The organism is Flagellimonas oceanensis (genome assembly GCF_003992595.1).
Taxonomy (GTDB): Bacteria; Bacteroidota; Bacteroidia; order Flavobacteriales; family Flavobacteriaceae; genus Flagellimonas; species Flagellimonas oceanensis.
Map to the genome: position 1 here is coordinate 7501 of NZ_RZNA01000048.1, position 13897 is coordinate 21397.

The window sequence follows — 13897 nt, forward strand, 5'->3', positions numbered from 1 at the left end:
CAACCACGGCGACCTTTTTGCCGGTGCGATTCATTGGAGCCTCAGGCTTTATCCAACCGTTTTTAAATGCGGTCTCTACAATGTTTTTTTCGATATTTTCAATGGAAACCGCAGGTTCGTTTATTCCCAATACGCAGGCTTCTTCACAAGGGGCTGGACATAACCTTCCGGTAAATTCCGGAAAATTATTGGTAGAATGCAGAATTTCAGCTGCCTTTTCCCATTTTCCTTTATATACGGCGTCGTTAAAATCCGGAATCAAATTGCCCAAAGGACAACCGCTATGGCAAAATGGAATTCCACAATCCATACAGCGTGCACCTTGGTTTTTTAATTCGCTCTCCTTTAAAGGTTTTGTAAACTCCTTATAGTTTTTGATGCGTTCTTTGACAGGGGCATAAGCTTCGTCCTTTCTGTCAAATTCCAAAAATCCTGTAATCTTTCCCATGTCTCAAATTATAAGGTTTGCATTTTTTCTTCTTCTAGTCTAATAAGTGCTTGGCGATATTCCTCAGGGAATACTTTGATGAACTGTGGAAGACATTTTTCCCAATTTTCGAGAATTCGTTGCGCTAATGGACTCAAAGTGGCATTGTAATGGTTTTCAATCAAATCTTTCAATTCTTCGATGTCGTTGTCTTCGTCAACAGGAAGAAGATTCAAGTGGTCCCCGTTACAGTTTTGCCTAAATGTATTGTCCTTGTCATAGACGTATGCGATTCCACCACTCATCCCTGCACCGAAGTTTCTTCCAACGGAACCAAGAATAACTGCTACGCCACCGGTCATATATTCACATCCATGATCACCTATGCCTTCCACTACGGCTTTGGCTCCGGAATTTCTAACGCAGAAACGTTCTCCTGCTTTACCATTGATGTAGGCTTCTCCTGAAGTTGCGCCATACAGGGTAACGTTACCTGTAATCACATTTTCTTCTGGTTTTATGGTTGATTTAAATGGTACTTTGATGACCAATTTGGCTCCAGAGAGTCCTTTTCCAAGATAATCGTTGGTGTTGCCGTTGACCACTAGGGTAAGTCCCTTGGTGGCGAAAGCACCAAAACTTTGACCTGCGGAACCTGTAAAGTTCAACCTAAGTGTATTTTCCGGCAATCCATCTGCACCATAAATCTTTGAGATTTCGTTGCTAATGATGGCACCAACGGCCCTATCTGTGTTGTGGATTGGGAAGTCCAATGTGGTTTTCTCTTTCCTGAACAGTGCAGGGTGGGCCTTGCCAATGATTTCAAATTCTATGGATTTGTCTATTTCGTGGTATTGCTTTTCTGTATTATGGAATTTTGTTCCTTTTGGTACATCCACTTGATATAAAATCGGGGTCAAATCAATACCTGCGGCTTTATAGTGCTCTATAGCCTTCTTTCTGTCCAGTTTTTGAACTTGACCGACCATTTCGTTCAAGGTTCTAAAACCAAGTTTTGCCATAATCTCACGAAGTTCCTGTGCCACAAAGTACATGTAGTTAACCACGTGCTCTGGCTTTCCCTCAAATTTTTTGCGTAGCTCCGGGTTTTGAGTGGCTATGCCAACGGGACAAGTGTTCAAGTGGCAAACGCGCATCATCACACAGCCGGAAGCTACCAGAGGAGCTGTTGCGAATCCGAATTCCTCTGCTCCCAACAAACATGCGATGGCAACATCTCTACCGGTTTTTAACTGACCATCACACTCCAATGTAATTCTGTTACGAAGATCATTCAAAACCAAAGTTTGCTGGGCTTCTGCGATTCCAAGCTCCCAAGGGAGACCTGCATGTTTCAAAGAAGTTAAAGGGGATGCGCCGGTTCCGCCATCAAAACCCGAAATTAAAATCACATCAGCCTTTGCTTTTGCAACACCTGCAGCTACTGTACCTACACCAACCTCAGAAACGAGTTTCACATTGACTCTCGCCTCCCTATTGGCAGATTTAAGGTCATAGATCAATTGCGACAAATCCTCAATGGAATAGATGTCGTGATGGGGAGGGGGTGAAATCAACCCAACATAGGGTGTTGAATTTCTTGTTTTGGCAATAGCGGGGTTTACCTTTGGACCTGGTAGCTGACCACCTTCTCCTGGTTTGGCCCCTTGCGCCATTTTAATCTGTATTTCTTTTGCGCTGGATAGGTAGTTGGAAGTTACTCCAAATCTACCCGAGGCAACTTGTTTTATGGCACTGTTTCTCCAATCGCCTGTTTGACTTTTATAGAAACGTTCCGAATCCTCGCCTCCTTCACCGGAATTGCTCTTTCCTCCAATTCGGTTCATGGCAATCGCAAGGTTTTCGTGGGCCTCCTTACTGATACTTCCGTAGGACATGGCCCCTGTTTTGAACCTTTTCACGATTTCTGTCCAAGGTTCCACTTCTTCAATGGGAATAGGGTCATAGTTCGAGAATTCAAACAGTCCACGGATGGTCATTAGGTGTTTGGATTGCTCATTGACCAGCTTGGAATACTCTTTATATGTATCCGGTTCATTATTGCGCACCGATTTTTGAAGCATGGCGACACTTAATGGATTGAACATGTGCTTCTCGCCATTTCTTCTCCATCGATACTCTCCACCGACCTCAATATCAAGATTGCCAGCTATTTCCTGGGATAGGAATGCTTTTTTATGGCGTTTAGTGACTTCTTTTTCTATTTCATAAAGCCCGATTCCCTGAATACGGGTAGGGGTATTGGGGAAATATTTGTCCACGACGGTGGTGTTGATTCCGATACATTCGAAAAGTTGTGAACCTCGGTATGAATTAAGCGTGGATATCCCGATTTTGTTCATCACTTTTAGGATACCTTTCCCTATAGCCTTGTTGTAATTTTTAACGGCTTCTTCGAAAGTATAGTCGGTAATGTTGTTCTCTTCTATTTGTTCCCCAATGATTTCGTTTACCAAATAAGGGTTGATGGCACTTGCTCCAAAACCAAACAACAGAGCAAAATGATGAACCTCTCTTGGCTCGGCAGATTCAATGATGATGCTCAATTTAGAACGTTTGCCCAATTTTCTGAGTCCACTGTTCACATAGGAACAGGCCAAAAGTGCCGGAATTGGTGCCATTTCTGCACTTACCATTCTATCCGATAGGATAATGATGTTTGCATTTTCATCAATTGCATTGGAAGCTTGTTTAAGAATGGAATCCAAGCCTTCTTCCAGTCCATTGTGTCCTTTTTTGCTCTCATAGAGCATGGAAATGGACACTACCTTATAATCTGGACTGGAATCATAATTTTTGATTTTGTCCAAATCCTCTTTGGATATCACGGGGTTTTGGATTTTAAGCTTGCGGCAATGTAATTCCGAAAAATCAAAGATGTTATGGTCGCTTCCCAAAGTCAAGCTGATGTCCGTGATCAATTCTTCACGAATACCGTCCAATGGCGGGTTGGTTACCTGGGCAAATAGTTGCTTAAAATAATTGTAGATCAATTGTGGGCGCTCGGACAATACGGCGATCGGTGTATCCGATCCCATGGAACCAATAGGTTCCTTCCCATTTTCTGCCATGGGCATAATAATGGTATTGATGTCTTCTTTTGTATATCCAAATGCGGTTCTTCGGGTCTGTAAAGGGAATTCTCCAAAGAAAACGGGGCAATCGTTATAGGGTATCTCCTTAAGGTGTACCAAGTTGTCCTTCAACCATTTTTTATAGGGATGTTTTTTGGCGATATGTTCTTTGATTTCTTCGTCGTTCACAATCCGTCCCTCTTCCATGTTTACCAAGAACATTTTCCCTGGTTCCAATCTTCCGTGGAATTCGATGTCTTCGGGCTCCAATTCAACCACTCCTGTTTCGGAGGACATGATGACATATCCTTTTTTGGTTACGGAGTACCTTGATGGGCGCAGTCCATTTCTATCGAGAACCGCTCCGATGTAATTCCCGTCTGTAAATGGTATGGAGGCAGGGCCGTCCCATGGTTCCATCAAACAGGAGTTATATTCGTAAAATGCTCTCTTGGCTTCCGACATGTCCGGATTTTTCTCCCAGGCTTCGGGTACCAGCATCATCATTACTTCAGGTAAGGAGCGCCCCGTCATCAACAATAGCTCTACCACCATATCCATACTGGCGGAATCTGATTTTGCAGGAAGTACAACAGGGAGAATTTTTTTAATGTCCTCCCCGAACCAATCGCTCTGCATCAATTCCTCACGCGAGCGCATGCGGGAAACATTTCCTCGTAAGGTGTTGATTTCTCCGTTATGGCACATATACCTGAACGGTTGAGCCAAATCCCAATTTGGGAATGTGTTGGTGGAGAATCTTTGGTGTACCAAGGCCAAACGGGTCACTACCCTGGGGTCTAATAGGTCTTCGTAATACCTGCTGATATCTTTAGGGACCAAAAGTCCTTTAAATATGATGATTTTAGTGGAAAGGCTGGGCAGATAGAAGAATTCACTTTCCGATAATTTGCTTTCTATTACGGTGTGCTCCGTTACTTTACGTGCAATGAACAACTTAAGATTGAACTGAAAGTCATCCAAGGATTCTCCTTTGGCCACGAAAATCTGCATTACATAAGGCTCGGTCTCGGCAGCTATCCTACCGGGAACGGACCTATTAACGGGAACCTGTCTCCAGCCCAATAATTGTAAACCTTGCTTTTCAATGTTCTCTTCGAGTACCTTGATGCAAAAATTACGTTGGTTCTCTTTTTGGGGTAGAAATACGTTTCCTACTGCATATTCCCCTGCTTCGGGTAGGTCAAAAGGGCAGGCATCCACAAAAAAGTCATGGGGAATATCTATTAATATTCCAGCGCCATCACCTGTTTTTCCATCTGCACTCACAGCTCCTCTGTGTTCCAATTTATCAAGAATCTCGAGGGCTCTATGTATAATGTCGTTGGATTTAATCCCTTTGAGGCTGCAGATAAAACCCGCACCACAGTTATCATGCTCAAATTCCGGTAGGTATAAACCTTGTTTCTTCATTCCCATCATTAACGTATTTCCTCAAAAATATCAAAATGAATGAATAAATAATAAGGTTTTTGCTGATTATCAGATAAATAATCAACGTAATGTTTCGCGGGTTAAAAAAAACTCAATTTAGGAATATATGGAATGTTAAATTATCATTATCTCAAACTGAATGATAAAATTATCTTCTTCCCTAGTTGGAAAAGCCTATTTTGCTATTAAATGGGTTGTTTGGCGAAGATATGCTTGTTAAAAAATAGGGAGCGGAGAAATAAAATGCTTGTTTGAAAAAAGAACCCCCTCTTTTTGAAGGGGGGTAGTGTTTGTTTAATCATTAAGAATGCTCCTTGAAATAACGATTTTCTGTATTTCCGAGGTGCCCTCGTAGATTTGTGTGATTTTGGCATCCCTCATCAAGCGTTCCACATGATATTCCTTTACATAGCCATTTCCACCATGAATTTGTACTGCCTCAACAGCAGTTTCCATGGCAACTTCGGAAGCATAGAGTTTGGCCATGGCACCAGACAGGGTGTAATCTGCCCCGGAATCTTTATCACATGCGGCCTGATAAACCAAATGGCGGGCAGCCTGTATTTTGGTATGCATATCGGCCAACTTAAAGGCGATGGCCTGATGGTTGGCGATCTCTGTGCCGAAGGCTTTTCGTTGCTTGGAATATTTTAGGGCAAGTTCATAAGCCCCAGCTGCAATGCCCAGTGCTTGGGCTGCGATTCCGATTCTACCGCCAGCCAATGTTTTCATGGCGAATTTGAACCCGAAACCATCTTCTCCGATACGGTTTTCCTTTGGAACCTTTACGTCATTGAACATTAAGGAGTGGGTGTCGCTGCCACGTATGCCCAATTTGTTTTCTTTGGGGCCGATATCAAACCCTTCCATTCCTTTTTCTATGATTAGAGCATTGATGCCTCGGTGTCCTTTGTCCTTGTCGGTTTGTGCGATCACTAGATAAACTTCGGCTTGGTTTCCGTTGGTAATCCAGTTTTTGGTGCCATTCAATAGGTAATGGTCGCCTTTGTCTATGGCTGTTGTTTTTTGAGAGGTGGCATCACTTCCTGCTTCGGGTTCCGATAGGCAAAAGGCACCAATGATTTCCCCTGTGGCCAAACGGGTCAGGTATTTTTGTTTTTGCTCTTCAGTTCCGTAGGTTTCCAATCCCCAGCACACCAACGAATTGTTTACCGATACCATCACAGAGGCGGAAGCATCGATTTTGGATAATTCTTCCATGGCAATTACATAGGAAAGGGTTCCAAGGCCACTTCCACCGTATTTTTCGTTGACCATCATGCCCAAAAAGCCAAGTTCCCCCATTTTTCTTACCAGTTCGCTTGGAAATGTTTGGGTTTCGTCCCGCTCTATTACTCCGGGCAAAAGTTCATTTTGGGCAAAATCCTTTGCCGCTTGTTGTATCATTAACTGTTCTTCGGAAAGTGTGAAATCCATAAAACTGAATAATATTTAAAAACTACCTACAAATATAGTTTTCCGATATTAATTTTCTATGGAAAAGTGGGAATAAATGAGAATGTTTGAATTTTTGTAAAATTTTTTGAAAGATGATATTTCTCTTTCACATATTTTTATATCGATAAGATTATGCGGAAATATTCATTTTGAATATCTTTAGCCGCACAGATAACTACTCAAAAAATATTATTCCTTAATTAAACCAAACTTAACATGGAAACCCTTTTAGTTGTCATTTTTGTAATTGGATATTTGGCAATTACCCTAGAACATAATTTAAAAATAGATAAACTTATTCCTGCTTTGGCCATGATGGCTGTTATGTGGGCCCTTATGTCTTTTGGGATTGATGGGTTTACCACGTGGTTCGATTCCGGTGAGCATCATTTGTTGGAAAACTTCGGAACTTTTGGTCACGAGGAAAAAATGGAGCTTCTGGAAGAGACCTTATTGCACCATTTGGGTAAGACCGCGGAGATTCTGGTGTTCCTTTTAGGTGCCATGACCATTGTGGAGATCATCGACTATTTTGATGGGTTCTCTACCATAAAATCCTTTGTGAAGACAAGGAGTAAAAAGAAAATCCTTTGGATATTTTCCTTTTTGGCATTTATTCTTTCCGCTATTATAGATAACCTTACTGCTACGATTGTATTGATTTCCATCCTTCAGAAAATTGTGAAGGACAGGGATGTGAGACTTTGGTATGCAGGTTTGATCATTATTGCGGCCAACGCTGGTGGTGCTTGGTCTCCAATTGGGGATGTGACCACTACCATGTTGTGGATCGGGGATAAGGTTTCCACCGCTATGCTTATTGAGCATTTGTTGGTGCCTTCATTGGTATGTATGGTTATCCCATCGCTTATCGCATCGTTCCTTCCTGCTTTCAAGGGGGAAATAGATGTGGAGGAAGAAGATGGGGCTAAGTCCAAGTTTGGACCGACCATGCTCTATCTTGGTCTTGGTGCGATTGTTTTTGTGCCTGTTTTTAAAACGGTTACGCATTTGCCACCATATGTGGGAATGATGCTTTCTTTGGCTGTGGTTTCCACTTTTGCCGAAATATACAGTAGTTCCAAATTTTCTATTTCCAATGTAGATCAGGATAGTGATGATCACGCTCATCACAGCCCAGTGCATAGCGCCCTGACCAAAATTGAACTGCCAAGTATCCTGTTCTTTTTGGGTATTTTGATGGCGGTGGCCTCTTTGGAGTCCCTGGGAATGCTTTTTAACTTTGCAGAAGGACTGAAACAGGGAATGCCTTTGATGGGAACGGAAATGGCCGGTACGCAGGTTTCCGATTTAGTGGTGCTTTTACTGGGAGTTGGTTCTGCGGTTATAGATAACGTTCCTTTGGTGGCCGCAAGTCTGGGGATGTTCTCCGAACCTATGGATGATCAGTTGTGGCACTTTATCGCATACTCTGCTGGAACGGGAGGTAGTATGCTCATTATTGGTTCCGCAGCAGGTGTCGTTGCCATGGGAATGGAAAAAATTGATTTCTTCTGGTATCTTAAGAAAATTTCCTGGTTGGCCTTCGTAGGATTCATTGCAGGGGCAATTTGCTACATGGTAATGCGATATTTGTTCTAAAAAATACTTTAGTTCAAAAATCTCCGTTATAATTGCAACTTAAATTGGGGATTTTATATGAATATTTTTCAAGAAGTAACGGAAGGCGCTGAGGCAACTGCCTCAATTTCCGAAGAGAAGACCTTGTCCGTAATCGATCTTATTGTCAATGGAGGAACTGGAAGTATTATCATTATCATAGTACTTTTTGTTCTTCTATTTGTAGCCATGTACATTTATTTTGAACGCATTTTTGCCATAAAGGCGGCATCCAAGATAGATAAGAATTTCATGAACCAGATTCGTGACCATATCAGCAATGGCAAATTGGAGGCTGCAAAATTGTTATGTGCCCAAACGGATTCTCCCGTGGCGCGGCTTACAGAAAAAGGAGTGGCTCGTATCGGAAAACCTTTGGATGATATCAATACAGCCATAGAAAATGCAGGTACACTTGAGGTGTACAAACTCGAAAAGAACGTTAGTGTTTTGGCCACGGTTGCAGGTGCAGCCCCCATGATTGGTTTCTTGGGAACCGTGATTGGTATGATTTTGGCATTCCATGAAATGGCAAGTAGTGGTGGACAAGCGGAAATGGGTTCATTGGCATCTGGTATATATACTGCAATGACCACAACAGTTGCTGGTTTGGTGGTAGGTATTATTGCTTACATCGGATACAATCACTTGGTGAACAGAACGGATAAGGTAGTACATCAAATGGAAGCCAATGCCGTGGAGTTTTTGGATTTGTTGAACGAACCTGTATAGCCTTTAGCTTATGAAACTGAAGGGAAGAAATAAAATAAGCCCGGAATTCAGCATGTCATCAATGACGGACATTGTGTTCCTGTTATTGGTGTTTTTTATGCTGACCTCCAATGCGCCAAATGCATTGGATTTGCTGTTGCCAAAAGCAAAGGGTAAATCGACGAACACACAGAATGTTTCGGTTACCATAGACAAGAACCTTAAATATTTTGTGAACAATGAGCAGATCAACAAGGAATACATTGAAATTGAATTAAAAAAGGCACTTGAAGGTCAAGAAAAGCCCACAATCATCCTCAGAGCAGAAGAAAACGTAGCCATTAAAGAAGCGGTCAACGTCATGGACATTGCAAACAGGAACAGTTACAAGGTTATCTTGGCGGTGCGGCCAAAATAATGTCCTTTTTAGATACGAGACACAAGAAAAAATCCTTTACGCTTACAACATTGTTGTTAAGCGCACTCCTCCTATTGCTTTTTTATATCGGATTGACCTACCTTGACCCGCCCATTGAAAAGGGAATTGCGGTCAACTTCGGAACCATGGATTATGGTAGTGGCGAAGTTCAGCCTACAGAGCCAGTTCGTTCTGAGCCTAGAGAGGTGGAAAGTCAACCCGAGCCACAAGAAGTGGCGGAGCCTGCCGAGCCTGAGGAAGCGGTTGTTGAAGAAGCTCCGGTAGAAGAGGTGTTGACGAGCAATGATGAGGAGACCATTAAATTAAGACAACAACAGGAAGCCAAACGAAAAGCAGAGGAAGAGGCCGAAAAGGCCAAAGCTGAGGCTGAGCGCATCGCTAGAGAAAAAAGGGAAGCCGAGGAGCGTAAACGCCAAGAGCAGGAAGCCAAGAAAAAAAGTGTGGATGCCTTGATTGGAGGTATAGGCAAATCCGATGGAACCACTACAGGGAGTGAGGGCGATGATGATCGTGCTGGCGACAAAGGTCAGCCTGATGGCGACCCTTATGCGTCATCCTACTACGGTGCACCAGGAAGTGGTACAGGAGGCTATGGTTTAAGTGGCAGGTCTTTAGCGAATAAAGGTAAAGTTCAGCAAGAATGTAACGAAGAAGGTAGGGTGGTAGTACGGATTACTGTTGATAGGTCAGGTAAAGTAATAAAGGCCGAGCCTGGAGTGAAAGGTACTACAAACAATTCACCCTGTCTTTTGGAACCCGCCCGTAAAACGGCCATGCTTCATCGATGGAACCCAGATTCCAATGCACCCGCGCAACAAATAGGTTTTGTGGTCGTCAACTTTAAACTAGGGCAGTAGTGACCTACAGGGAAACGTTGGACTGGATGTTCGGACAACTTCCGATGTACCAGCAAAAGGGAGCTGCGGCACTCAACGCCAAGTTGGACAACATCATCCACTTTTGCGATGTGCTGGACAATCCCGAGAAAAAATTTAAAAGTATTCAGATAGCCGGAACCAACGGAAAAGGCTCCAGTAGCCATATGTTGGCTTCCATTCTTCAAGAGGCGGGCTATAAAGTTGGACTATATACGTCCCCTCATCTAAAGGATTTCAGGGAGCGCATCAAAATAAACGGCAAAGTAGTCAGCAAGAAATTCGTAATTCGTTTTATAGAGCAGCACAAGCCTTTTTTTGATTATCACAAGCTATCTTTTTTTGAGATGACCGTAGGAATGGCTTTTAGCTATTTTGCTGAAGAAAAAGTGGATATTGCGGTCATTGAAGTCGGATTGGGCGGGCGATTGGATTCTACCAACATCATCACACCAGAAGTATCCTTGATTACGAACATTGGGTTGGACCATACCCAATTTTTGGGGGATACCTTGGAGAAGATAGCTTTAGAGAAGGCGGGAATCATAAAACCGAAGGTTCCTGTGGTTATTAGCGAGACCCAGCCAGAGACCAAAATGATTTTCAATTTGATTGCCCATCAACTCAAATCCAATATTGTTTTTGCCGACGTGGAACCCGCTATAGGGTATAAAACCGATTTACTGGGGGAATACCAGCAAAAGAATATCAATGGTGTGATTGCCAGTATCCATCAATTGAAAAATTTTAATGTCCCTGAGGAGGCTATTTCTGAAGGACTTAAAAAGGTTGTGGAAAATACTGTGCTATTGGGCAGATGGCAGGTGCTGCAACAAAATCCGTTGGTGGTTTGCGACACGGCCCATAATAAGGAGGGACTCCAAATGGTTTTGGATCAGGTTAAAAAGCAATCGTACAACCAACTCCATATTGTTCTGGGTTTTGTTAAAGATAAAGATGTCAGAGCAGCACTTAGTCTGTTTCCAAAGGATGCAAAATATTATTTTGTGAGACCCAGTATTCCGAGAGGGATGGATGCTTTTGAGCTTCAAGAATTGGCTAAGGAATTGGGAATGAATGGTAAAGCATATAAGTCGGTGGAAAAAGGGTTGAAGAAAGCCATCAAAAAAGCCGAGCCCAATGATATGGTCTATGTTGGGGGGAGTACATTTGTTGTGGCAGAAGTAGTGTAATTTTTTCATTTTTTTGTTTTTTAAATCAAAAACAGTCTTATATTTGCACTCCCATTCGGGAAAATGAATGGGCGCTTAGCTCAGTTGGTTCAGAGCACCTCGTTTACACCGAGGGGGTCGGGGGTTCGAATCCCTCAGCGCCCACTTTTAGAGTTCAAATGAAAACAAAGCCTTGCATATCTTATTGATTTGCAAGGCTTTAATTTTTTTGAGCCTTGTTTGAATTGGTTTGATTTGATATGTTTTGGTTTGCAATTCGGTTAGTAAAATTTTTTCTGTAAAGTGTTAACCGGATAAGAATGTAAATCGCTATATTACAGCATCTTAGTATTTGACTTTCGTAGGTATTTTTCGTTCAATTTAACACAAAACCTATGAGAACCCGATCTACATTTTCAATCAGTTTCTGGATAAGCACTGCCCGAAGGAATGACGGAACGGCCAAGATCTATGCCCGTATCACCGTTGATAAACAAAGAGTTAACATGAGCCTTAAGTATACCATCCCAATAGAAAGTTGGGATAGAAAGGGGTCGAGGGTTCTGGGGCGCGCTGCCGACGCACAGGAAATCAACACTTATCTGATGGAAGTCGAAACCGAACTTTTCCAATGCTATCGTGAACTGCGGTCCAAGACGCCAAATATAACCCCGCAGATGGTCAAGGCGAAGTATTTCGGAGAAGACTTAGATCAAGTGACCTTAACCGAACTATTTGAACACCACAATCTACATGCTGCCCATAACCTTGGCAAAGCGACCCTGAGCCATTATAAGACCACCCAGAAGTACTTGTTGGACTATTTGAAGAAACAATACAAATGCAATGATTATAGATTGTCACAGCTCAATCACCAATTTGTTGTGGGTTTCGAGACCTATTTGCGCAAGCTACATCCAATCCACCATCATGGGAGGCTTTCGAACAATGGGGCCATGAAACACATTCAGCGTTTGAGAAAAATGGTTAGAATGGCGGTAAATAACGAATGGATAGAAAAGTATCCCTTTCAAAAATTTAAAATAAGGATGGAGAAAAAGGAAAGAGAATTTTTGACCTTGGAGGAACTGCGGAAAATCCAGGAGTTCCGAACCAAGATTGAACGGTTGCGGATTGTAAAGGACTTATTTGTATTTAGTTGCTATACTGGTATTGCTTATATTGATATTATGAACCTTACTGAGGATAACTTGATTTTGGGTATCGATGGGAAGCATTGGATAAGTACCAAAAGACAGAAGACCAAGAACAGTTTCAAATTACCTTTAATGGGACCGGCCTTGTCGATTATCAAGAGATATCAATATCATCCCAAAAGACGCATTGATAAATTATTCCCTGGGATTTCCAACCAAAAATTGAATAGTTATTTAAAGGAGATTGCAGATTCGTGCCATATTAAAAAGCACATTACTTTCCACATGGCCAGACATACGTTTGCTACAACTATCACATTAAGTAATGGGGTTCCCATAGAGACTGTTTCTAAGATATTGGGACATTCAGAATTGGCCACGACCCAAATTTATGCAAGAGTATTGGATAACAAAATCAGTGAAGATATGAGTGACTTGGAAACGAAACTGGATTCTAAGTTTTCAGATTCAGATGCCGGACAAGAGAAAATTTGGAAACCGTGATTTTTAAGGTGGAATTTGGAAAAACTACTCATCAAATAATAACATTAATAGTGCAGCTGATTTTCAAATCAGCTTGTATTTATTCGGTCCCGCTTGCGGGACGTAGGGAATAGCAAGAGGGTGATGCGCAATTTGCGCCATCACGGTTGTTTTAGGGTCTTCAACAAGTTGAAAACCAGTTAATTGAGTAGGTTTTGGAATACTGTGCAAAATCTGGGGCTACAGTAGACTTTTCCGAAATCTACAGTAAACCCTTCGGGAGGCCCTGTAAACACTGGAAGTTTTTGACGAAAAAATTGACGCAATTTCACTAAAAAACAAAATCGCACCTATGGAAAAGCAATCAACCAATGATAGAACTAAGAAAGGAAGCGGTGGTTATTCCAACATCACCATAAAGAAGGAGACGGCCATACGCTTTCGCAGTTATTCTAAAAAGTTCGGCAAATCGCATAGTGAGGTATTGGATGGAATGGTATGCTACTTCAAGGAGAACAACCTTGATCCTTTTGGGGAGGGAACCAAGATCATCGTTGACAATATCAAAAAGCTGGAGCGTCAGATGATGAAAAAATTCGATAGGCTCATCGCCATTATCAAGAACATGGAAAAGACCAGTATCCGGCCCACCTATGAAATGATGTTGATCCTTTATGAGGCATATGTGAGGGACGGGAGGAAACCTAAACGTGAACCCGTCAAGATACGAGAAGAGCGAATGGATTTTTTGGAGCCTAGAAACACCGTTCCAAAAGTGGAGCATGACAGAATGCTAAAAGAATTTGAAAGCTATAAAAAGCATTGCAATGAAATGCTTCAAAATGTTGAGAAGGTGGAACCCATGATGGGAAAGCCATATCTCAAAATCAATATGGGCATCGGGGATTTTGAAAGCTTGAAACATCAATTAAAATAACGCTCATGTACCTTACCATCTCGGCACAGAAAATGGGCAGTACCTACAACTCCAGTGTAGGGAACTAT

10 protein-coding genes and 1 tRNA gene (1 of these 11 cut by a window edge) are annotated in these 13897 nt (G+C 42.2%); 8 read left to right on the forward strand and 3 right to left on the reverse strand.

The genetic code is table 11. The features are described 5' to 3' along the window. From EO132_RS14895 to EO132_RS14905, 3 genes are all read right to left on the reverse strand, one after another. Positions 1–448 carry the 5' end (the start) of a glutamate synthase subunit beta gene (locus EO132_RS14895; protein WP_127138622.1) on the reverse strand. The gene continues 1019 nt to the left of window position 1, outside the view, so only the first 448 of its 1467 coding nucleotides appear in the window; the start codon lies at positions 446–448; the stop codon falls past the left edge of the window. A gap of 8 nt (positions 449–456) precedes the next feature. Further along, positions 457–4962 (reverse strand): glutamate synthase large subunit, encoded by a 4506-nt coding sequence (gltB, locus tag EO132_RS14900; protein WP_127138789.1) that lies wholly within the window; start codon positions 4960–4962, stop codon positions 457–459. Positions 4963–5271: 309 nt separating this feature from the next. Continuing rightward, positions 5272–6414, reverse strand: a complete 1143-nt coding sequence (locus EO132_RS14905; RefSeq protein ID WP_127138623.1) for an acyl-CoA dehydrogenase — start codon at positions 6412–6414, stop codon at positions 5272–5274. 237 nt (positions 6415–6651) lie between these two features. Between EO132_RS14905 and nhaD the strand changes: the two genes are divergently transcribed. The 8 genes from nhaD (at position 6652) to EO132_RS14945 (ending at position 13829) form a co-directional block, all read left to right on the forward strand. Further along, positions 6652–8037 carry a sodium:proton antiporter NhaD gene (gene nhaD, locus EO132_RS14910; RefSeq protein ID WP_127138624.1) on the forward strand — a complete coding sequence of 462 codons (1386 nt, stop codon included), beginning with the start codon at positions 6652–6654 and terminating at the stop codon, positions 8035–8037. Positions 8038–8094: 57 nt separating this feature from the next. Continuing rightward, positions 8095–8787, forward strand: a complete 693-nt coding sequence (locus EO132_RS14915; protein WP_127138625.1) for a MotA/TolQ/ExbB proton channel family protein — start codon at positions 8095–8097, stop codon at positions 8785–8787. 10 nt (positions 8788–8797) lie between these two features. Next, complete coding sequence (locus EO132_RS14920) at positions 8798–9184, forward strand: ExbD/TolR family protein (RefSeq protein WP_100816272.1); 387 nt, start codon at positions 8798–8800, stop codon at positions 9182–9184. Beyond that, positions 9184–10062 carry an energy transducer TonB gene (locus EO132_RS14925; RefSeq protein ID WP_127138626.1) on the forward strand — a complete coding sequence of 293 codons (879 nt, stop codon included), beginning with the start codon at positions 9184–9186 and terminating at the stop codon, positions 10060–10062. Before EO132_RS14920 ends, EO132_RS14925 begins: the two co-directional genes overlap by 1 nt. Further along, positions 10062–11273, forward strand: coding sequence for a bifunctional folylpolyglutamate synthase/dihydrofolate synthase (locus EO132_RS14930; RefSeq protein ID WP_127138627.1), 1212 nt, complete (start codon positions 10062–10064; stop codon positions 11271–11273). The genes EO132_RS14925 and EO132_RS14930 overlap by 1 nt, the downstream gene beginning before the upstream one ends. Positions 11274–11342: 69 nt before the next feature. Beyond that, a tRNA-Val gene (locus tag EO132_RS14935) sits at positions 11343–11417 on the forward strand. A 230-nt stretch (positions 11418–11647) separates the two neighbouring features. Next, positions 11648–12913, forward strand: a complete 1266-nt coding sequence (locus EO132_RS14940) for a site-specific integrase (protein WP_067034492.1) — start codon at positions 11648–11650, stop codon at positions 12911–12913. Positions 12914–13244: 331 nt separating this feature from the next. Then, a complete protein-coding gene (locus EO132_RS14945; RefSeq protein WP_127138628.1) occupies positions 13245–13829 on the forward strand; it encodes a BfmA/BtgA family mobilization protein in 585 nt (194 codons plus the stop codon). The last annotated feature ends 68 nt before the right edge of the window (positions 13830–13897 follow it).